The sequence below is a fragment of the Brevundimonas sp. genome (assembly GCF_030656255.1).
GTDB lineage: Bacteria > Pseudomonadota > Alphaproteobacteria > Caulobacterales > Caulobacteraceae > Brevundimonas.
On record NZ_JAUSOE010000118.1, the window covers coordinates 1 to 18,833 of the forward strand.

General features: G+C 62.7%; 21 protein-coding genes. 12 read left to right on the forward strand and 9 right to left on the reverse strand.

The genetic code is table 11. From position 1 onward, the window contains the following. The 8 genes from Q7J26_RS12245 to Q7J26_RS12280 all read left to right on the forward strand — a co-directional run. Positions 1-468, forward strand: a 468-nt coding sequence (locus tag Q7J26_RS12245) for a tetratricopeptide repeat protein (protein ID WP_304936690.1), incomplete at its 5' end; no start/stop codon positions are given. A gap of 43 nt (positions 469-511) precedes the next feature. Beyond that, positions 512-1,168 (forward strand): HAD-IA family hydrolase, encoded by a 657-nt coding sequence (locus Q7J26_RS12250; RefSeq protein WP_304936691.1) that lies wholly within the window; start codon positions 512-514, stop codon positions 1,166-1,168. A 219-nt stretch (positions 1,169-1,387) separates the two neighbouring features. Next, positions 1,388-1,843 (forward strand): iron-sulfur cluster assembly scaffold protein, encoded by a 456-nt coding sequence (locus tag Q7J26_RS12255; RefSeq protein ID WP_304936692.1) that lies wholly within the window; start codon positions 1,388-1,390, stop codon positions 1,841-1,843. 78 nt (positions 1,844-1,921) lie between these two features. Then, positions 1,922-2,152, forward strand: coding sequence for a membrane protein insertion efficiency factor YidD (gene yidD / locus Q7J26_RS12260; protein ID WP_304936693.1), 231 nt, complete (start codon positions 1,922-1,924; stop codon positions 2,150-2,152). Positions 2,153-2,155: 3 nt separating this feature from the next. Beyond that, complete coding sequence (thrS, locus tag Q7J26_RS12265) at positions 2,156-4,093, forward strand: threonine--tRNA ligase (protein ID WP_304936694.1); 1,938 nt, start codon at positions 2,156-2,158, stop codon at positions 4,091-4,093. Positions 4,094-4,189: 96 nt separating this feature from the next. Beyond that, a complete protein-coding gene (gene galE, locus Q7J26_RS12270) occupies positions 4,190-5,179 on the forward strand; it encodes a UDP-glucose 4-epimerase GalE (protein WP_304936695.1) in 990 nt (329 codons plus the stop codon). Between the two features lie 96 nt (positions 5,180-5,275). After that, positions 5,276-5,773: a ferritin-like domain-containing protein gene (locus Q7J26_RS12275; protein ID WP_304936696.1), complete on the forward strand. Its 498-nt coding sequence runs from the start codon at positions 5,276-5,278 to the stop codon at positions 5,771-5,773. A 152-nt stretch (positions 5,774-5,925) separates the two neighbouring features. Continuing rightward, complete coding sequence (locus Q7J26_RS12280; RefSeq protein WP_304936697.1) at positions 5,926-7,263, forward strand: HAMP domain-containing sensor histidine kinase; 1,338 nt, start codon at positions 5,926-5,928, stop codon at positions 7,261-7,263. Here the strand turns inward: Q7J26_RS12280 and dapD are convergent, their stop codons facing one another. Genes dapD through argB form a run of 3 tightly spaced genes read right to left on the reverse strand, consistent with a single transcriptional unit; the run spans position 7,264 to position 9,730 of the window. Then, positions 7,264-8,133 (reverse strand): 2,3,4,5-tetrahydropyridine-2,6-dicarboxylate N-succinyltransferase, encoded by an 870-nt coding sequence (dapD, locus tag Q7J26_RS12285; RefSeq protein ID WP_304936698.1) that lies wholly within the window; start codon positions 8,131-8,133, stop codon positions 7,264-7,266. After that, positions 8,130-8,771, reverse strand: a complete 642-nt coding sequence (locus tag Q7J26_RS12290; protein WP_304936709.1) for a pyrimidine 5'-nucleotidase — start codon at positions 8,769-8,771, stop codon at positions 8,130-8,132. Before Q7J26_RS12290 ends, dapD begins: the two co-directional genes overlap by 4 nt. 29 nt (positions 8,772-8,800) lie before the next feature. Further along, positions 8,801-9,730 (reverse strand): acetylglutamate kinase, encoded by a 930-nt coding sequence (gene argB / locus Q7J26_RS12295; protein WP_135194182.1) that lies wholly within the window; start codon positions 9,728-9,730, stop codon positions 8,801-8,803. A gap of 457 nt (positions 9,731-10,187) precedes the next feature. Here argB and Q7J26_RS12300 point away from each other — a divergent pair, with 457 nt between their 5' ends. Genes Q7J26_RS12300 through Q7J26_RS12315 form a run of 4 tightly spaced genes read left to right on the forward strand, consistent with a single transcriptional unit; the run spans position 10,188 to position 13,830 of the window. Continuing rightward, positions 10,188-10,970, forward strand: coding sequence for an ABC transporter permease (locus Q7J26_RS12300; protein WP_304936699.1), 783 nt, complete (start codon positions 10,188-10,190; stop codon positions 10,968-10,970). A gap of 42 nt (positions 10,971-11,012) precedes the next feature. Further along, positions 11,013-12,179: a chain-length determining protein gene (locus Q7J26_RS12305; RefSeq protein WP_304936700.1), complete on the forward strand. Its 1,167-nt coding sequence runs from the start codon at positions 11,013-11,015 to the stop codon at positions 12,177-12,179. Then, positions 12,179-12,859, forward strand: coding sequence for an ABC transporter ATP-binding protein (locus Q7J26_RS12310; RefSeq protein ID WP_304936701.1), 681 nt, complete (start codon positions 12,179-12,181; stop codon positions 12,857-12,859). The genes Q7J26_RS12305 and Q7J26_RS12310 overlap by 1 nt, the downstream gene beginning before the upstream one ends. Next, on the forward strand, positions 12,841-13,830 hold the full coding sequence (locus tag Q7J26_RS12315; protein WP_304936702.1) for a hypothetical protein: 990 nt from the start codon (positions 12,841-12,843) through the stop codon (positions 13,828-13,830). Before Q7J26_RS12310 ends, Q7J26_RS12315 begins: the two co-directional genes overlap by 19 nt. Positions 13,831-13,836: 6 nt before the next feature. Here Q7J26_RS12315 and rfbA read toward each other — a convergent pair whose 3' ends face one another. From rfbA to Q7J26_RS17140, 6 genes are all read right to left on the reverse strand, one after another. After that, positions 13,837-14,709 carry a glucose-1-phosphate thymidylyltransferase RfbA gene (gene rfbA / locus Q7J26_RS12320; protein WP_304936703.1) on the reverse strand — a complete coding sequence of 291 codons (873 nt, stop codon included), beginning with the start codon at positions 14,707-14,709 and terminating at the stop codon, positions 13,837-13,839. Beyond that, positions 14,706-15,608: a dTDP-4-dehydrorhamnose reductase gene (gene rfbD / locus Q7J26_RS12325; protein ID WP_304936704.1), complete on the reverse strand. Its 903-nt coding sequence runs from the start codon at positions 15,606-15,608 to the stop codon at positions 14,706-14,708. Before rfbD ends, rfbA begins: the two co-directional genes overlap by 4 nt. Beyond that, complete coding sequence (gene rfbB / locus Q7J26_RS12330; protein WP_304936705.1) at positions 15,601-16,656, reverse strand: dTDP-glucose 4,6-dehydratase; 1,056 nt, start codon at positions 16,654-16,656, stop codon at positions 15,601-15,603. Before rfbB ends, rfbD begins: the two co-directional genes overlap by 8 nt. 42 nt (positions 16,657-16,698) lie before the next feature. After that, positions 16,699-17,310, reverse strand: coding sequence for a dTDP-4-dehydrorhamnose 3,5-epimerase (rfbC, locus tag Q7J26_RS12335; RefSeq protein ID WP_304936706.1), 612 nt, complete (start codon positions 17,308-17,310; stop codon positions 16,699-16,701). Between the two features lie 2 nt (positions 17,311-17,312). Then, a complete protein-coding gene (locus Q7J26_RS12340; RefSeq protein ID WP_304936707.1) occupies positions 17,313-18,137 on the reverse strand; it encodes a class I SAM-dependent methyltransferase in 825 nt (274 codons plus the stop codon). 186 nt (positions 18,138-18,323) lie between these two features. Beyond that, positions 18,324-18,812 (reverse strand): NAD-dependent epimerase/dehydratase family protein, encoded by a 489-nt coding sequence (locus Q7J26_RS17140; RefSeq protein ID WP_370651941.1) that lies wholly within the window; start codon positions 18,810-18,812, stop codon positions 18,324-18,326. Between the last annotated feature and the right edge of the window lie 21 nt (positions 18,813-18,833).

Below are 18,833 nucleotides of genomic sequence, written 5' to 3' on the forward strand. Positions count from 1 at the left end.
GCGCCCCTGGAACAGGCCCGCAATCAGGCGCCGCGCGACTGGCGCGCCTATTCACTGCTGGGCGTGGCCTATGAGCAGGTGCGCCGGACCGACGACGCCCGCGCGGCCTGGAACCAGGCCCTGGCCCTGTCGCCCGACAACCCCGATGTCCTGACCAACGCCGCCACGGCCGCCCTGACCCAGGGCGATGCGCCCGGCGCCGAGACCCTGCTGCGCCGCGCCGTCGCCCAGCCGACCGCCTCGGCCAAGGTGCGCCAGAACCTGGCCATGGTGCTGGGCCTGCAGGGCAAGATGGGCGAGGCCGAACAGATCCTGCGCCGCGAACTGCCGCCCGAACAGGCCGAGCAGAACCTGCAATGGCTGCGTGCGCGCGGCACGGCCGGCGCCGCGTCGTCCAGCGGCGGCGCACCGGCGAACACGCCGACGACCGACACGGCCCGCACCTGGAATTCGCTGCAAGGCGGCTGATCGACCCGTTGCGGCCGGACCGCGCGCGTGGTGGATGAGGGCCATGACCTCCCTCCCCACGCCCCGCGCCTACCAGGCCTTCCTGTTCGACATGGACGGCACCCTGATCACCTCGACGCTCGCCGCCGAGCGCGTCTGGACCCGCTGGGCCGGACGTCACGGCCTGGACGTCGCGGCCCTGCTGTCGGTCATGCACGGGGTGCGGGCCATCGACACCATCCGCAACCAGAACCTGCCCGACATCGACCTGGACGCCGAGGTCGCCTGGGTCGAACGCGGCGAGATCGAGGACGTGGACGGGGTCGCCCCCATTCCCGGCGCCATCGACTTCGTCAAACGCCTGCCGCCCGACCGCTGGGCCGTCGTCACCTCCGCGTCAGTCTCCCTGGCCCGCGCCCGGCTGAAGGCGGCCGGCGTGACCCCGCCCGCCGTCATGATCACCGCCGAGGACGTCGAACGCGGCAAGCCCGACCCCGCCGGCTACTTGAGGGCCGCCGCCACCCTGGGCTTCGCCATCGCCGACTGCCTGGTGTTCGAGGACGCCGAGGCCGGCATCAGGGCGGGCGAAGCGGCCGGGGCGGATGTGATGGTGGTGACGGCGGCTTGGACGCATCCGTTGGAGACGGACCATCCGAAGCTGACGGACTATGGCGACGTGAGGCTGGGTGTCGGAACCGACGGGACGCTCAGACTCGGTTGACTCCGCTATTCTCCCTCCCCGTTCGGGGAGGGTGGTCGCGCAAGCGACCGGGTGGGGGCGGCCCGGCAAGGCCGCACTGCCGGATGCAGGACAGGTCAGTGGGGCGTCGCCCTACCCTCCCCGCCCGACCTCGCTCCGCTCGGCCACCCTCCCCGTTCCGGGGAGGGAGAGGTTTCCTAGCGACTTCCCCCAAGCCCTTACGCATCCTATCTTCGCCGGATGATCGACGACCTCTACAGCGCGCGCATCCTGACGCTGGCGGCCAATCTGCCGCATGCGGGACGTTTGCCTGCGCCGCAGGGGACCGGCGAGCGGGTGGCGAAACTGTGCGGGTCGCGCGCGACGGTGGATGTGACGCTGGACGATCAGGGTCGCGTCGCCGAATTTGCTCAGGACGTGAAGGCCTGCGCCCTGGGTCAGGCCGCCGCCGGGGTGCTGGGCCAGTCTGTGATCGGCGCGTCGCTCGATGAACTCAATGATGCCCGCGACGCCATGTCCGCCATGCTGAAGTCCGGCGGCGAAGGCCCGACCGGCCGGTTCGAGGACCTGCGCCTGCTGAAACAGGTCGCCGACTATCCGGCCCGCCACGCCTCGACTCTGGTCTCCATCGAGGCGACGCTGGAGGCGGTCGATAACGCCCTGACCGCTCGAACTCGCCTCGCCGGCGCGGCCTGACGGGCACGACCGGTTGATCCCCCTGCGATGACGGGGGATAAGCGCGGCGAACCCATCCAGCCCCCGGCGAAGGGACATATGTCTCTCTATGAACGCGGCGTCCGCGCGGCCCATCGGGGCTACAAGCTGACACTGTCCCCCCTGATCGGCCAGCAGTGCCGGTTCCTGCCGACCTGTTCGGATTATGGGCGCGACGCCCTGATCCAGCATGGACCGGTCCGTGGGGGATGGCTCACCGTGCGCAGGCTCTGTAAATGCCATCCCTTCGGCGGGTCGGGATACGACCCGGTGCCGCCCATAAAAGACTGACACATGATCGATCTGAAATTCCCCGACGGCGCGGTTCGCCAATATCCCGAAGGCTCCACGGCGCGCGACGTGGCGACCTCGATCTCCCCGTCCCTGGCTAAGAAGGCCGTGCTGGCCGAACTGAACGGCGAGCAGCGCGACATGGGTCGGGTGCTGGAGACGGGCGGCGACTTCCGCCTGATCATGCGCGACGATCCCGCGGCCCTGTACACCATCCGGCATGATACAGCCCACGTCCTGGCCGAGGCGGTCCAGACCCTGTTCCCCGGCACCCAGGTCACGATAGGCCCGGCCATCGAGGACGGCTTCTATTATGACTTCTTCCGCGAAGAACCCTTCTCGACCGACGACTTCGCCGCCATCGAGAAGGAAATGGGCCGGATCGTCGATCGCGACGCCAAATTCGAGCGCGAAATCTGGGACCGCGACGAGGCGATCACCTTCTTCGAAGCGCGCGGCGAGAAGTTCAAGGCCGAGCTGATCCGCGACCTGCCGGGGACCGAGACGATCACCCTGTACAAGCAGGGCGACTGGATCGACCTGTGCCGGGGTCCGCACTTCCCTTCGACGCGCCACGTCGGCAAGGCGTTCAAACTGACCAAGCTGGCCGGCGCCTACTGGCGTGGCGACTCGAAGCGCGAACAGCTGCAGCGCATCTACGGCACCGCCTGGGCGACCAAGGAAGACCTGGACGCCCACCTGCTGCGTCTGGAAGAGGCCGAGAAGCGCGACCACCGCAAGGTCGGCAAGGCGATGGAGCTCTTCCACATGCAGGAAGAGGGCCGGGGCATGGTCTTCTGGCATCCGAAGGGCTGGGTGCTGTGGCGCGTGCTGGAGGCCTATATGCGTCGCCGCCTGGACGCCGCCGGCTATGTCGAGGTCAAGACGCCACAGGTGCTGGACCGCAAATTCTGGGAACAGAGCGGCCACTGGGACAAGTATCGGCCCAACATGTTCGTCTGCGAGACGGTCGAGGGTGAGGAGCTGTCCCTCAAGCCGATGAACTGCCCCGGCCACGTGCAGATATTCGACCAGGGCCAGCGGTCGTATCGCGAACTGCCGCTGCGCATGGCCGAGTTCGGGGCCTGCCACCGCTATGAGCCCTCGGGCTCGCTGCACGGCCTGATGCGGGTGCGCGGCTTCACCCAGGACGACGCCCACATCTTCTGCCGCGAGGACCAGATCGTCGAGGAAACGGCCGAGTTCATCAAACTGGCGCGCAGCGTCCACGCCGACCTCGGCATGGAGACCGCCTATATCAGCCTGGGCACCCGGCCCGAGAACCGCGCCGGCTCCGACGAATTCTGGGACAAGGCCGAGGCGCTGATGGCCGAAGCGGCCCGCGCCGCCGGGACCGAGCCGGTCGTGACCGAGGGCGACGGCGCCTTCTATGCGCCCAAGCTGGATTTCATCGTCAAGGACGCCATCGGCCGCGAATGGACCTGCGGCACGATCCAGCTGGACTATGTCCTGCCCGAACGTCTGGACGCGACCTACATCGCCGAGGACGGCCAGAAGCACCGGCCGGTCATGCTGCACCGCGCGATCCTGGGATCGTTCGAGCGGTTCATCGGCATCATGATCGAGAACTACGCCGGCGCCTTCCCCTTGTGGCTGGCCCCGACCCAGGCCGTGGTGGCCACCATCACCTCGGACGCCGACGACTACGCCCGCGACGTGATGGCTCGGTTCAAGGCCGCCGGCCTGCGCACCGAGATCGATCTTCGCAACGAGAAGGTCGGCTACAAGGTGCGCGAACACTCGGTCGGCAAGGTGCCGGTCATCGCCGTGGTCGGCCGCCAGGAAGCCGAACAGGGCCTGGTCGCCATCCGCCGCCTGGGCTCCCAGGCCCAGACGGTGGTCACGGTCGAGGAGGCCATCCGCATCCTGACCGACGAGGCGACCCCGCCGGACCTGAAACGAGACCAGACAACCGATTGAGGCCGCGCCTTCGCGACGATTGTCGCCTAGGATAGGGCGTCAGGCTTCAGCACGCTCCCGTGTCTGTCCCGGCAAGGGTCGAAGGGGAGAGCGGGCATGCCCAGCACCATCCTGGTCACGGGCGGCGCCGGCTATGTGGGTTCGCACGCCTGCCTCGCCCTGTCCCAGGCCGGTTTCACGCCGGTGGTCTATGACAATCTGTCGAACGGTCATGCGGCCTTCGTCCAGTGGGGCGACCTTGAGATCGGCGACATCCGCGACGCAGCCCGTCTGGATGCCGTGATCGCCAGACACAGACCTGTCGCGGTGCTGCATTTCGCCGCCCTGATCGAGGTCGGGGAATCGGTCAAGGCACCGGGCCGCTTCTATGACAACAATGTCGTCGGCGCCCTGACACTGATCGAGGCGGCGCGGCGCGGCGGGATCGGGGCGATGGTCTTTTCCTCGACCTGCGCCACCTATGGCGACCCCGTCTATCTGCCGATGGACGAGGCCCATCCCCAGGCGCCGCTGAACCCCTATGGCCGCTCCAAGCTGATGGTCGAACAGGCCCTGGCCGACTATTCGACCTATGCCGGCTTCCGCTCGGTCTGCCTGCGCTACTTCAACGCCGCCGGCGCCGACGAAGAGGGCTGGATCGGCGAGCGCCACCACCCCGAAACCCACGCCATTCCCCTGGCGCTCCAGACGGCGCTGGGCCAGCGTCAGGGGTTCAGGCTGTTCGGCGACGATTACGACACCCGCGACGGCACGGCGGTGCGCGACTATGTCCACGTCACGGACCTGGCCGACGCCCATGTGCGGGCGCTGAAATACCTGCTCGACGGCGGCGAGACGACGGTCTTCAACCTGGGCACCGGCGCGGGCACCACGGTCAGGGAGCTTATCGACACCATCCGCCGCACGACCAACCGGCCCTTCCCCGTCGAGACCGCGCCGCGCCGACCCGGCGACGCCCCCTGTCTGGTGGCCGACAACAGCCGTGCGCGCGAGGTTCTGGGCTGGCGGCCGACGCGAACGTTGGACGACATCGTTCGCACCGCTTGGCGCTGGCATGCCGCCGAGCGGGAGGCGCTTGAGGTCTAAGCCTTCGCACGAAACCGAACAGAGGAACGCAAATCCGAAAGATCGCTTGTGACGGGGTGCGCGCCTGCGCTCCATCACAGATAGCGAGACACGACCATGGCCGAGAAAACCCTCGACACCTTGTTCCACGACACGCTCAAGGACATCTATTACGCCGAGCGAAAGATCCTGAAGTCCCTGCCCAAGATGGCCCGCGCGGCGCAGTCGCCCGAGCTGAAGGCCGCCTTCGAAAAGCACAAGGACCAGACCGAAGGCCAGCTCGAACGCCTGCAACAGGTCTTCGAACTGATCGGCAAGGCCCCGCGCGGCAAGACCTGCGACGCCATCGAGGGCATCCTGGCCGAGGGCGATGAAATCATGGAAGAATACAAGGGCACCCCGGCGCTGGACGCCGGCCTGCTGGCCGCCGCCCAGGCGGTCGAACACTATGAGATCACCCGCTACGGCACGCTGAAGCGCTGGGCGCTGGTGCTGGGAATGAAGGACGCCGCCGCCCTGCTGGACGAGACCCTGCAGGAGGAATCCCAGACCGACGAAGACCTGACCGGCATCGCCGACGCCGCGGTCAACGCCGACGCGATGAAGACGGCCTGACCCTCGGTGGAGGCGGTTCCGCAACCGCCTCCACCCTTCCTCTTGGCGTCGAAAGATACGACACCGGACACAAATAGCGATAAAGACTAGCGTTCACCGTATGTTAGGCGACCGTCATCGAAGCTGGCTCTCTGACCTTGGAGAGCGATCCGATGACCCAGCCCCAATCCGCCGCAGGCCGCCCGGTTCTGCAATACGTGATTGCCGCTGGCTATATGCGTTACCTGCTGATCGCCAGTTGGGCGCTTGCCTTGGGCACGGTCACGGGCTGGCGGGAAGCCGTGGCCTGGTTTTGCGCCGCCACGTCCATCGGCATAGTCCGAACCTTCGTGGAACGCCGCCTGGTGCTATCGGATCGCCGACTTCACGACCGCATCAAGCTGACGATCGCGACCGTATCCTGCATCGCCTGGGCGGCCGCGCCGCTATTGGCCTTCGTTCATGGCGGCGCCTACGGCGTGCCGTTGGGCGTCGGTCTTCTGATGGCGGGTTATGTGCTGGTCTTCACACAGATGCGCGCCGCGCCGCGAGAAGCGGTGATCGTCTCGGCGCCCTATTCCATCGTGACGGTCTTGCTGTTGATCAGCCTATGGGGCGACCCGGGCTTCTGGGTCATGCTCGGCATGGTCCCCGTCCTGGGGCTGGCCTTGTTCATCAAGGTTGTCATCACCCAGATGAAGGACGGCGACCTTGAGGCCGTGAACCGCCGCCAGGCCGAACTGATCGCCGAGCTGGAAATCGCTCGCGATCGCGCCGACGCCGCCAGCGCGGCCAAGTCCAACTTCCTGGGCGTCATCTCGCACGAGCTGCGTACGCCGATGAACGGGGTGCTGGGGGCGGCGCAACTGCTGCAGATGTCCGAACTCAGCGACCGTCAGAAGGAATTCGTCGGCGTGATCCGCAACTCGGGCGAAGGGCTGATGGTGCTGCTGAACGACATCCTGGACATCACCAAGATCGAGTCCGGCAAGATGGAACTCGACATCGACGATATCGAGACTGACACGCTGATGGCCCGGCTGACGGGGCCGTTCAAGGCCCAGGCCGAGGCGCGCGGCCTGACTTTCGCGACAGAGATCCGAGGCGATCTTCCGCCCCTTCTGAAGATGGACCCGCTGCGCCTGGCCCAGGTCGCGCATAATCTTCTGGCCAATGCGATCAAGTTCACGCCGCAAGGCGAGGTGCGTCTGGTCGTCGAAAGCGAACCCCGCACCGACGGACGCATCGCCCTTGGGATCAGCGTCGTCGATTCCGGTATCGGCATCGCCGCCGACGACCTTTCGCGCCTGTTCCAGCCCTTCTCCCAGGTGGACGGTTCGTCCACGCGCAAGTTCGGCGGCACCGGCCTGGGCCTCAGCATCTGCCAGCGTCTGGCCGTTCTGATGGACGGCGAGATCACGGTGGCGTCGATCCCGGGCCAGGGATCAACCTTCACCCTTCACGCGACGTTCGACACGCCCTTGATGCAAGACGCCCGCATCGCCGCCTGATCAATCGCGCAGCAGTTCGTTGACGCCGGTCTTGGCCCGCGTCTGGGCGTCCACCCGCTTGACGATGACGGCGCAATACAGCGACGGCCCACCGTGGGGATCAGGCAGCGCGCCCGGCACCACGACCGAATAGGCCGGCACCTCGCCGCGGAAGACTTCGCCCGTCGCCCGGTCCACGATCTTGGTCGAACCGGACAGATAGACGCCCATGGCCAGGACCGCGCCCTCGCGCACGATCACGCCCTCGGCGACCTCGGCCCGGGCGCCGATGAAACAGCCATCCTCGATGATGGTCGGATTGGCCTGAAGCGGCTCAAGCACGCCGCCGATGCCTGCGCCGCCCGACAGGTGGACGTTCTTGCCGATCTGGGCGCACGAGCCGACCGTGGCCCAGGCGTCCACCATCGACCCCTCGTCCACATAGGCGCCGATGTTCACGAACGACGGCATCAGCACGACGTTCTTTGCGATGTGGGCGCCGTGACGAACGATGGCGCCGGGGACCGAGCGGAAGCCTGCCGATTGATAATCCGCCGCCGTCCAGTCGCCGAACTTGTTGGGCACCTTGTCCCAGAAGGGTCCGACGGCCGCAGGATGATCCGCCGACAGCGGCATGACGGACGCCGGGCCGGCGCGCATGATCTGGTTGTCGTTCAGGCGGAAGGACAGCAGCACCGCCTTCTTCAGCCACTGATGCGTGGTCCAGACGCCGTCCTCGCCGCGCGAGGCGACGCGCGCCTGGCCGGAATCCAGCAGGGCCAGCGCCGTCTCTACGGCGTCGCGCACCTCTCCGTGCGTGGCGGCGGACACCTCGGCGCGCTGTTCCCAGGCGGCCTCGACGACGGATTCGAGATGCGACAGATCGGTCATGCGGCGTCCTTGAAAGTCAGGTCGGAGAGGAAGTCGAAGAGATCGGGGGCCACATGGTCGATGTGCGGCCCTATCGGCTTGCCGTGGCCGTCACCGATCAGGACCGTGGCCATGCCCAGCGCCTTGGCCGGCTCCAGGTTCTTTGGCGTATCCTCGAAGAAGGCGGCCTGGTGCGGATCGATGTCGAACCGTTCCAGCATACGGCGGAAGGTGGCGGGATTGGGCTTGGGCGTCAGGTCGCCGTCCTCGATGGCGAAGACGTCGGCGAAACAGTCGGCGATCCCGATCCGCTCCAGCACCCGATGCGCATACTCCCGCGCGCCATTTGTGAAGACGTAGCAGCGGCCGGGCAGGCTTTTCAGTCGCTCGGCCAGCCGTGGATTGGGCTCGACCCCGTCCAGCGGCACGTCGTGCACCTCATGCAGGAACCGCTCGGTATCGACCGCATAGTTGGCCATCAGACCGGCCAGGGTTGTGCCGTGCTCGTCCAGGAACTGGCGCTGCATCGCCGCCGCCGCCTCGGGATCCAGCCCCACGGCCTCGACCACGAAGGCGTTGATCCGCGCCTGCACCAGCCGCATCAACCCCTGCTCGCGTGGATACAGGGTGTCGTCCATGTCGAACACCCAGGCCCGCACGTGCCCAAGGGATGCAGAATGGTGATCGCTCAAGACGCCTTCACCAGGGTGCCGGCGCCGAATTCGGTGAACAGCTCGACCAGCATGGCGTGCGGCCGGCGACCGTCCAGGATGACCACCGCCTCGACGCCTGCGCGCACGGCCGCCATGGCCGTCTCCAGCTTGGGGATCATGCCCCCGTGGGCGACGCCGCTGTCGATCAGGGCTTGCGCCTCCTCCAGCGTCATCTGGCGAATGATGTCGCCGTCCGCGCCCTTGACCCCCGGCACGTCGGTCAGCAGCAGCATCCGCTTGGCGTTCAGCGATCCGGCGATGGCGCCCGCCACCGTGTCGGCGTTGACGTTGTAGGTCTGTCCGTCCTCGGCGACCCCGATCGGGGCGATGACCGGCACCCAGTCCTCGGTCTCCGACGCGATCAGGCCCTTGATCAGCTTGGGATCCACCTTGGTCGGTTCGCCGACATAGCCCAGGTCCACCTCGTGCTCGATCATGCTGTCGGGATCGCGTTTGGTCCGGCGCGTCTTCTCGACCGTCAGCAGACCGGCGTCCTTGCCCGACAGACCGACGCCGCGCACGTCGGCCTCCTTGCCGGCCATGGTGATCCAGTGAGCGATCTCCTTGTTCACCGCGCCCGACAGCACCATCTCGGCGACCTCCATCGTCGCCGGATCCGTAACCCGCAAGCCATCGACGAAGCTGGACTTCACCCCCGCCTTTTCCAGCATGGCGCTGATCTGCGGCCCGCCGCCGTGCACCACGACCGGATTCACCCCCATCAGCTTCAGCAGCACCACGTCGGCCGCGAACTGCCTCGCCACGGCGCTCTCGCCCATGGCGTGGCCGCCGTATTTGATGACCACGGTCTCGCGGTCATAGACCTGAATATACGGCAAGGCCTCGGCGAGCGTCTTCGCCGTCTCCCAGCTGCGTTCTTCCGACTGGCGTTCTGTTTCGTTCATCACGCGCGCGAGATAGCGGGGGATGGGGGCGGTGTCACGCGGGAAGGGCGCGCTATGGCTTCCGAATAACCTGCGATGAGCCGCTGGCTACTCGATCATAGCGTATGTTAGGCCGGTCAAACGCCACAAGCCTCCGCTTCGCGAGATGAGTCTGAATGTCCACAACGCCTCGCGAGAAATCTGACCAGCCTTCGATCTGCATCGACGGCTTCAACCTTGCCGCGTCGCGGAGCACGGGGATTGCGAGCTACAACCGAAACGTGCTTGAAGCTTCCGGCCGCCTTGGCTTTCGGACAGAGGCTTTTTGGGCCAAAGCAAATGCCAATCCTTCCAGGCGACCTTCCTGAACAATTGGTGCTTGCACCGCCTTCGAGGCCCCCTATGGTGCAGCGAAACCATGTGGGCTCCAGGCGGCAGCGGGACGGAATGTCTGTCGGAACCGAGGCATTTCTATATAATGTTGATATCGATCAGCCCTCTTCGCCGTCACCTCAAAATTATTGGCGCGCTGATGATGCGCGAGACCACGACCCGTTTCGGGCGTGAGGGTTTGGGCTTCCTCTGGGTCGTTGGCGAACCTCTGGTGTTCTGCCTGTTCGTTCTGGTCATGTGGTCGTTGATCAAGCCGGCATATGAGCACGGCATCCGCCTGGGGCCATTCGTGATGACGGGTTACATGAGCCTGTTGTTGCTGAGGCACCAGATCGGGTTCAGCATGTATGCACTTCAGAGCAATATCGGGCTTATGCATCACCGGCAGATTTCGGTCCTGCACCTGTTCCTCGCACGCAATCTTCTTGAGTTCGCGGGGGGGACTGCGGCGTTTCTGGTCGTTTACGTCCTCCTCGTAGCATTGGGACAGGTTAGTTTGCCTGCCAACTGGCTGCTGCTTTATTCAGGATGGATACTGCTAGCCCTAATGGGCAACGGAACTGCCATCATCATGGCCGCGACCTCGATGCGATCGGATCTTATGGAGCGACTTGTGCCAGTTCTGACATACGCCCTCATACCAATTTCAGGGGCATTCTTCATGGTTGGCTGGATACCTGATCGCTTTCGTGAACCCTTTCTGCTTGTTCCCTACCCTAACGCCATCGAGATGATCCGGGACGGCGTGTTTGGCGAGTTCGTACCGACCTATTATCATCCAGTTTATGCAGTCGTGTGCGCAGGGCTGCTCAATCTGTTCGGCTTGCTCTTGCTAGCCTCGTCGAAGGACCATGTTGATGTGGAATGACGGTGGCCTTACACCCGCGGCCCCGGCCTCGATGGATACCCTATGACCGACAATCGTCTCAAATACCTCGGCCCGCTGTCGGCATCAGGAGCGTCGACGCGAATGAAGGCGCCGCTGCTAAAGCGGGCCCCTTGGCCATTCATCGTAGTTGTGCTCATTCCGACGCTGCTGGCGGCGATCTACTATCTGTTCATCGCCGCGCCCCGCTATGTCTCTGAGGCTCAGTTCATCGTCCGTGCGCCAAGTGGCGGCTCTCAGCCGTCGTCTTTGGGCGTGGCTCTCCAAGGCGTTGGTCTAGCCAGCACCCAAACCGACGCCTTCGCGGTTCATGAATACATCCGCTCGCGTGATAGCCTGACAGAACTGAGGAGGCGCAACGACATTGAGAAAATGCTGGGTCAGCGGGGCTCCGATATATTGACGTCCTATCCGCGACCTTGGGAACGCCGCAGTTCCGAGGCGCTCTTCAGTGCATTCAAGCGCTTCGTCGTGGTAGGCTACGACTCCACCACGGGCATCAGCAAACTCCGCGTCGAGGCCTTTTCGGCTCGCGACGCCAATCGATTGGCCGAGGGCCTGCTGAGCGGCGGTGAGCAACTGGTAAACCGTCTGAACGAACGGGCTTCCCGTGACGCCGTAGCGAATGCGCTCCGGGCCAGAGAGAGCGCGTCAGCGGCGGCGAACGAAAGCCGGCGCAAGCTTTTGGCCTTCCAGACCCAAGAGCAGTTTCTCGATCCCCAGATCAACGCGCGCGAGAGTTCGGAACTGATAGGCGGTCTCCGCGCCAGCGTTGCACAACTGCGCGCGGAAAGGGCGCAGTTGGCTCAAGACGCCCCCACCAGTCCACAATTGCCGATGCTGGACGGCCGCATAGCCGCCTATGAGCGTCAGATCGAGGCCGAGCGCGGCAGCCTCGCGGGCGGCTCCGCGTCCCTAGCCTCTAAGGCGAGCACTTATGAAGCCTTGGTTCTGGAGCGAGAATTGGCGGATAAGGAGTTTGCCATGGCATCCGCCGTGGTGATCTCGGCTGAACAGGACGCGCAGAAACAGAAGCTTTATTTGGATCGTGTCGTCAGCCCCAGCCTGCCTGATGAACCCGAGGAGCCCAAACGCTGGCTAGCGATTCTGACTGTCTTTGCAACACTTTTCGGCCTTTATGGCATCGGATGGCTCGTATGGGCAGGAGTCCGTGAACACAGGCACGGCTGATGCTGGGTGATCCGAGTGCAGACCCAGTCGGCCTTCGTGTCCGGGGTCTGGCAAAGACCTACCGCGGCACTTCGAAAGTCATTTTCGACAGTCTTGATCTGGACCTAGGGCGGTCGGACCGGCTCGCGCTGCTAGGCCGGAATGGACAAGGAAAGTCCACCCTGATCAAGATGCTTGGCGGGATATTGCCGGCTTCGGCTGGCCAGATTGGGTGGAACATGAGTTCGTCGTGGCCGATCGGCTTCGGCGACGGCTTTCAAGGCAGCCTTTCAGGACTGGACAACATACGTTTTCTATCGCGCATCTATGATCGGGATTTTCAGGACACGCTCACGCGCGTCGACGATTTTGCCGAGCTGGGCTCGGCCCTTAAACAACAGGTCAAGCACTATTCTTCAGGCATGCGGGCCCGCTTGGCCTTTGGCCTTTCGCTGGCGATCGATTTCGATTGTTACCTGATCGACGAGCTGGTTGCCGTAGGAGACGCCCGATTCCAGCGAAAATGTCAGGAAGAGTTGTTTGAGCGCCGGGCTGATCGAGCCTTTGTCATGGCTTCGCATGAAGTAGCGCTCATAGCCGCCCATTGCGATCGCGCCCTCGTCATAGAGAGCGGGAAAGCCAAGATTTTTGATGACGTCAACGAGGCGGTAGAAATTTACTCATGGCTGAGAGCAACCTGATGGAGACAGTCTTCGACCCGAAGGCGTCCGTCAAAACGGTGATTGATGCTGCTGGCCAAGTTAGGGTTTGCGTTAGCCATTGCGTAATGATTGTTCCTTCACTGCATACAGCGGCTTGGCTGAAGATTATCGAGGACGCGGCCCAAGCCAAGGGATGGGATATGCTGGTTGTGGGTCTCGACAACGAGATACCCATTACCCGACCGACGGAAACACTTGCGGTACTGCTCGATGCGGCGGCGCTAGATCGGCTAGCGGTAGACCGGTTTGCGATCATCTCGACCGGCCTTCTGTCGACCGCAGAAGCGGCCGAGCAGCTATTCAAAGTTGAGCCAGGGCGCCGGCTGACGTATGCCTCCCGGATTCTTGCGCTTGGACATATTTTGCCGCGTGAAGTCACCAGTCACTACAGCGACGGCGACCTGTCGGCCGGGAAGAAAGAATTCAATGCATTTGCTGAGTTTTCCTTCCAAGTTCCCCTTCTGGCCGCCGTCCTGCCGGACAGCGAACTCAGGCGTTCTGTCGAGAATGCTTTTCGATGCCTCGTGAGCCCAGAGCCGGGCGTCACCGCGAAATGGTCGGCAGACCTCTTTTCCTATAACTCGCGAAATCCGAAAGTTGTCGACGGATGTATTGACGTAACCGGTCGCCAAAGGCCCCTGGTATTTGGTACCTACGTTTGTCTACCACCGGGGAAATGGCGCGTTGAGGTTCGGTTTGCCGTCGACAAAGACACCGCCCGACACCAATACCGCCTCGAATGGGGAGATATGGCAAGCTATACAGTTATCCCGTTTTCGCCGAGCGAGCCCGGATATTATAGTATGAGCGCCACTTATGACTGGTCTTATGTCGCTGCGGCAGAGGTGCAGATCGCGATCTCGGAAAGTTCGCTGGGTGGCCAGTTCCAGTTCATGGGGGCCTCGCTTGAGCGAGTTCAACCGAACGACGATGACGAGCCTTTCGAGTAGCTGCCATCAGCCCTTTTGCGCCAATAACTTTCTGAGATACTGGCCGTATTGGCTCTTGCCGAGTGCGACGACGATTGTTTCCATATCCGCCTCACCAATAAAACCTTGCTCAAAAGCGATTTCCTCAGGACAGGCGACCTTAAAGCCTTGGCGCTTTTCGAGAGTGCGAACGAACTCACCAGCTTCCATAAGGCTATCAGGCGTGCCGGTATCAAGCCAGGCGAAGCCACGTCCCATGATTTCGACTGAAAGTTTGCCTCGACGAAGATATTCGCGGTTTACGTCCGTGATCTCAAGCTCTCCCCTGGGTGAGGGGCTCAAGTTCGCCGCGATATCCAAGACGTCGCTGTCATAGAAATAGAGGCCCGTGACGGCCCAGGGCGATTTGGGTTCGGCAGGCTTCTCCTCGATGCTCAAGGCCTTCATCCGATCGTCGAACTCGACAACGCCATACCGTTCCGGGTCGTTGACATGGTAAGCGAACACTGTCGCTCCGCTCGGGCGCGAGATGGCTCTGCGGAACAGATCAGTTATGCCGTGGCCATAGAAGATGTTGTCGCCGAGGATCAGAACGGACGGTGACGAACCGACAAAATCGGCCCCGATAATATAGGCTTGGGCCAGACCATCCGGGCTGGGTTGCACCGCATACTCTATCGACATCCCCCAACGCGATCCGTCGCCGAGGAGAGCCTGAAACGAGGGGATATCGCGGGGAGTTGAAATGATAAGGACTTCCCTGATACCGGCCAGCATGAGGGTCGACAACGGATAGTAGATCATCGGCTTGTCGTAGACCGGCATGAGCTGTTTAGACGTTACGAGGGTCATGGGGTGCAGGCGCGTGCCTGACCCGCCAGCTAGAATGATGCCTTTCATTGTGTCGCTTCCTTGCTGAGGACGAGCGGTATGATGTCCGCCACTGCCATTTTCCATTTCCGCGGCGTAATACCGAAATCTGCCATCAGCTTTGCAGTTGAAAGGCTAGATCGGCCGGGCCGACGGGCCGGCGTGGGATAGGCGCTAGTCGAAATTCCTTCGACTACCGGGTTCGGACCGCCGAGCATCCCGCTCACGCGAAAAATTTCCTGCGCTAGGCCGCACCAACTGGTCTCGCCTTTGTTGACGAAATGATAGACGCCGGTCGGCGCCTGCGCATCGTCGATCATCCGCAGCGTCACTGTCGAGAGCGCTGTGGCGATGTCTCTCGCTGAGGTCGGGCAGCCGAACTGATCATCCACCACGCGCACCATTGGCTGGGTAGCGCCGATTCGCAGCATGGTCTTCAGGAAATTGCTTCTGTGCCGGCTGAGCACCCATGCGGTTCTTAGGACGACGCTGCGTGGGTTTCCTCTTCGGACCGCCAGCTCTCCGGCCAGTTTGCTGGCGCCGTATACACCTAAGGGATCGACCGGATCGGTCTCCTCATAGGGGCGGTCCGACCAACCGTCGAACACATAGTCGGTCGAGACCTGGATCAGGGGAATGCCGGCTTGGCGCGTGTGATCTGCCAGCAGGGCGGGGCCCAAGGCATTGGCTGCGAAAGCGGCGGCTACCTCCTGTTCGGCGCGATCGACGGCGGTGTATGCCGCGCTGTTGATCACAGCATCGAACCGCTGCTTCTCGAACAGGGCCGCGACACTGTGGGGATCGGCAAGATCGAGCTGGTCGCGGCCAGGTCTGTGCAGCTGAACCTCTGCAGGCCATACGATCTCCGCGAGCTCAAGCCCGACTTGGCCCGCGCCACCCGTGACTAGGATATCGATCGGCTTAGCCATCCTGGCCCAACCGCTGGGTGGCATAGCGTCGGGCGATAATGTCCTCCCACCATGGCCGGTTGGACAGGAACCACCTTACTGTACGTTCTATGCCTTCTTCGAACGTCACGACCGGTGTCCAGCCCATCTCCCGGCGAATCTTTGACGCGTCAATCGCATAGCGCTGGTCATGCCCAGGCCGGTCGGAAACAAAGGTGATCTGATCGCTGTAGGGCACGCCATCTTCACGCGGCTGGATACGGTCCAGGACCGTGCAGATCGACTTGACGACGTCGATGTTCCGTCGTTCGGCATTGCCGCCGACGTTGTACGTCTCGCCGGGCGCCCCGCGTTCGAAGACTGCCCTCAAGGCACGGGCATGGTCCTCCACAAACAGCCAGTCCCGCACATTAGAACCGTCGCCGTAGACTGGAAGCTGCTCGCCCGCGAGCGCTTTGAGAATGATCAGAGGGATCAGCTTTTCCGGGAAGTGATAGGGTCCGTAGTTGTTTGAGCAATTGGTCACCAGGACAGGGAGCCCGTAGGTGTGCCACCAGGCGCGAGCCAGGTGATCCGATGCCGCCTTGGACGCGGAGTACGGCGATCGCGGATCATAAGCCGTCGTCTCCTCGAATAAGCCGTCAGCGCCCAGAGAGCCGAAAACCTCATCGGTGGAAATGTGGTGGAAGCGAAAACGCCTCTGGCGGTCGGCGTCGAGGCCGCGAAAATGCTGCAGCGCCTGCTGAAGCATAACAAAGGTTCCGACCACATTGGTCTGCACGAACTCGCCGGGGCCGTCGATTGACCGATCAACGTGACTTTCGGCCGCCAAGTGAGCGATCACGTCGGGCTGAAAGTCAGCCAAGGCCGTGGAAACGGCGGCGGCGTCGCAGATGTCGCCTTGAACGAACCGGTAGCGCGGGCTGTCTGAAATCTCCGCCAAGGAGCTCAGCAGTCCCGCGTAGGTCAGTTTGTCATACACCAGAATCTCATGATCGCTGTCGGCGATCAGATGGCGAGCTAACGCCGACCCGATGAAGCCGGCCGCGCCGGTGATGAAAATCCGCATGTCTTACTCCAGTAGTCCGTATCTCGATACCGGCGCCGGCTCTCAGAGAGACGTCAGGGGGGGACCGTCATAGGCAAACGGACTGTCGAAATCAGCCAGGCCCGGAAGAACCCGATCTTTCTCCGAGAGAACCGCACCGGTCGCGGGCAGGGGCCAGTCGATGCCGATGTCCGGATCATCCCAGATGATCCCCCCTTCGCATTCCGGCGCATACACGCCCGAAACCTTGTAGGCGACCTCGCTGTCCGGTTCGAGCGTTACGAATGCGTGGCCAAATCCTACTGGAACCAGCAACTGATCGCCGTTGTCACGCGACAGCAGGGCCTGAACGTATCGGCCGTATGTCGGCGATCCCTTGCGAAGATCGATCGCGAAATCCATGACGCTGCCTGCTACACAGCGCACGAGCTTGGCTTGTGTGTGCGGAGGCTTCTGAAAGTGGATTCCCCGCACGGTTCCGGCTGCAGCAGACCATGACTGGTTATCTTGCACAAAGGTCAGATCCACGCCCAGTCCCTGCAGCGTGGCCACGGAATAGGTCTCGGAAAACCAGCCCCGTGCGTCGCCAAATCTTCGCGTTTTGATGAGTTTGGCAGAATAGCCGCCGGCAGTGCCGTCCGATTCGCTAAACGCCATACGAGAGCAGGTTTCCATTGTCAGCTCCCACTCTTTTGCGCCACGATAATAAACTGCAGGCCGCCGACGTAAGCCTGCTTTCGGGACCAAAAGAACTCAAGTTGGGGATTCAGTCCAACCCCACGCAAATCATCCAAAAGACTCCAGCCGAATGTGTAGAAGCTCAGGATTCCATCTCCGTTCAGAGGATCCCCATGATACTCTGGCGGCTCAAGATGTACGATCTTGTTTTCGACGGAAACAGCCCGCACCAAGGTATTTGTAGCTGAGAGGTCGTAAGGAACCGTCATGATGAGCCAGCCTCCAGGCTTCAGGACCCGAGCAAACTCTCGAAGACCCTCAAGGTAGGCGGGAACATGCTCAAGGACGTCAAAGGTCATCACCGCGTCGAACTGTTCGCTGAAAGTCAGTTTGGTGACATCCTCACTTCGGATTCCGTCCCTTTCCTTACCCAGAGGAACATCAGGCATGAACTCACTGCCGATGACTTTAGAAAAGACTTTACTGGTCTCACGATAAAGAGGAGTGACGTTCTCGGTCAGATAGACGTTAGCGTTCGGATCTAGGCGTGTTTTGGCTAAAGCCAAGGCCGCCCGCATTCGGTTGTTCAGCGAGCAACCATTACATTCTAGCCGCTCTCGCCAGTTCACATAGTCGCCGCCGTATTGGTAGTCTACAAGGAACTGACGGTCGGCCTCGCAGACTTCACAGTAGCCGTCCACCCACCACTGCCCGTCCGGTTGAGTTATCGCGGCTTCCTGGGCGATCCTGGAGTTTTGGGAACCGTCCAGAAGGATCGAGAAGTCCTTGAAAGACTGGAAGTCTCGGACGGGAATCGTGAACATGAGTAGCCTCTCCTGACCTGTCGCGAGTAGGGCCTACGTAATGCGCGGACCACTTTAAGTCCAGTCGCATCCTGCGTTCGAAGGAGAACGCCCTGAGGCTGAAATCTATACGAAAAATTAATTACTTTCAGAGCTATATGACCGCGGAGCGTCATCGATCCGAGTATGAAAACTGGCTGGCCGCGATCAGACTGCGCGCGTCGGGGCTAGACTCCGTATCCACTCGGCGGTCTCTCTCAATCCCGCCAGCCAAGGCATAGTTGGGGCCCAGCCCGTTTCTGAACCTATGCGCGTGATGTCCAGATAATTTTCCGGGACATCGAAACCGCGGGATTCGTGGTGGATCCGCGGGTGGTTGGGCAGTCCGAGCACGCGTTCGACGTCCACGGCGATCGTAGCGATCTGGCGGGCTTGGCCGCTGCCGACGTTGAAGACCCGCTGGTCTCCCATGTAGTCGGAAGCCAAAACTAGCGCATGAGCAACGTCGTCGACGTGGACAAAGTCTCTAGCGACACTGCCGTCGCCCCAAATTTGAAATGGCTCCCCCTTCAGGGCCTGGCCCAAGAGATTGGCGACGACGCCCTGACTTCCGCCTGGCCTCTGCCCCGGACCATAAGGATTCGCCACGCGGAGAATCTGGCAGTCGAGGCCATGGTGCCTGTTGAAAAGCAGCAGGTATTTCTCCTGCGCAAGCTT

Coding starts and splice junctions, on each gene's coding strand:
- Q7J26_RS12250 (WP_304936691.1), top strand. CDS start 512: ATGACCTCCCTCCCCACGCCCCGCGCCTACCAGGCCTTCCTGTTCGAC.
- Q7J26_RS12255 (WP_304936692.1), top strand. CDS start 1,388: ATGATCGACGACCTCTACAGCGCGCGCATCCTGACGCTGGCGGCCAAT.
- yidD (WP_304936693.1), top strand. CDS start 1,922: ATGTCTCTCTATGAACGCGGCGTCCGCGCGGCCCATCGGGGCTACAAG.
- thrS (WP_304936694.1), top strand. CDS start 2,156: ATGATCGATCTGAAATTCCCCGACGGCGCGGTTCGCCAATATCCCGAA.
- galE (WP_304936695.1), top strand. CDS start 4,190: ATGCCCAGCACCATCCTGGTCACGGGCGGCGCCGGCTATGTGGGTTCG.
- Q7J26_RS12275 (WP_304936696.1), top strand. CDS start 5,276: ATGGCCGAGAAAACCCTCGACACCTTGTTCCACGACACGCTCAAGGAC.
- Q7J26_RS12280 (WP_304936697.1), top strand. CDS start 5,926: ATGACCCAGCCCCAATCCGCCGCAGGCCGCCCGGTTCTGCAATACGTG.
- dapD (WP_304936698.1), bottom strand. CDS start 8,133: ATGACCGATCTGTCGCATCTCGAATCCGTCGTCGAGGCCGCCTGGGAA.
- argB (WP_135194182.1), bottom strand. CDS start 9,730: ATGAACGAAACAGAACGCCAGTCGGAAGAACGCAGCTGGGAGACGGCG.
- Q7J26_RS12300 (WP_304936699.1), top strand. CDS start 10,188: ATGTTGATATCGATCAGCCCTCTTCGCCGTCACCTCAAAATTATTGGC.
- Q7J26_RS12305 (WP_304936700.1), top strand. CDS start 11,013: ATGACCGACAATCGTCTCAAATACCTCGGCCCGCTGTCGGCATCAGGA.
- Q7J26_RS12310 (WP_304936701.1), top strand. CDS start 12,179: ATGCTGGGTGATCCGAGTGCAGACCCAGTCGGCCTTCGTGTCCGGGGT.
- Q7J26_RS12315 (WP_304936702.1), top strand. CDS start 12,841: ATGGCTGAGAGCAACCTGATGGAGACAGTCTTCGACCCGAAGGCGTCC.
- rfbA (WP_304936703.1), bottom strand. CDS start 14,709: ATGAAAGGCATCATTCTAGCTGGCGGGTCAGGCACGCGCCTGCACCCC.
- rfbD (WP_304936704.1), bottom strand. CDS start 15,608: ATGGCTAAGCCGATCGATATCCTAGTCACGGGTGGCGCGGGCCAAGTC.
- rfbB (WP_304936705.1), bottom strand. CDS start 16,656: ATGCGGATTTTCATCACCGGCGCGGCCGGCTTCATCGGGTCGGCGTTA.
- rfbC (WP_304936706.1), bottom strand. CDS start 17,310: ATGGAAACCTGCTCTCGTATGGCGTTTAGCGAATCGGACGGCACTGCC.
- Q7J26_RS12340 (WP_304936707.1), bottom strand. CDS start 18,137: ATGTTCACGATTCCCGTCCGAGACTTCCAGTCTTTCAAGGACTTCTCG.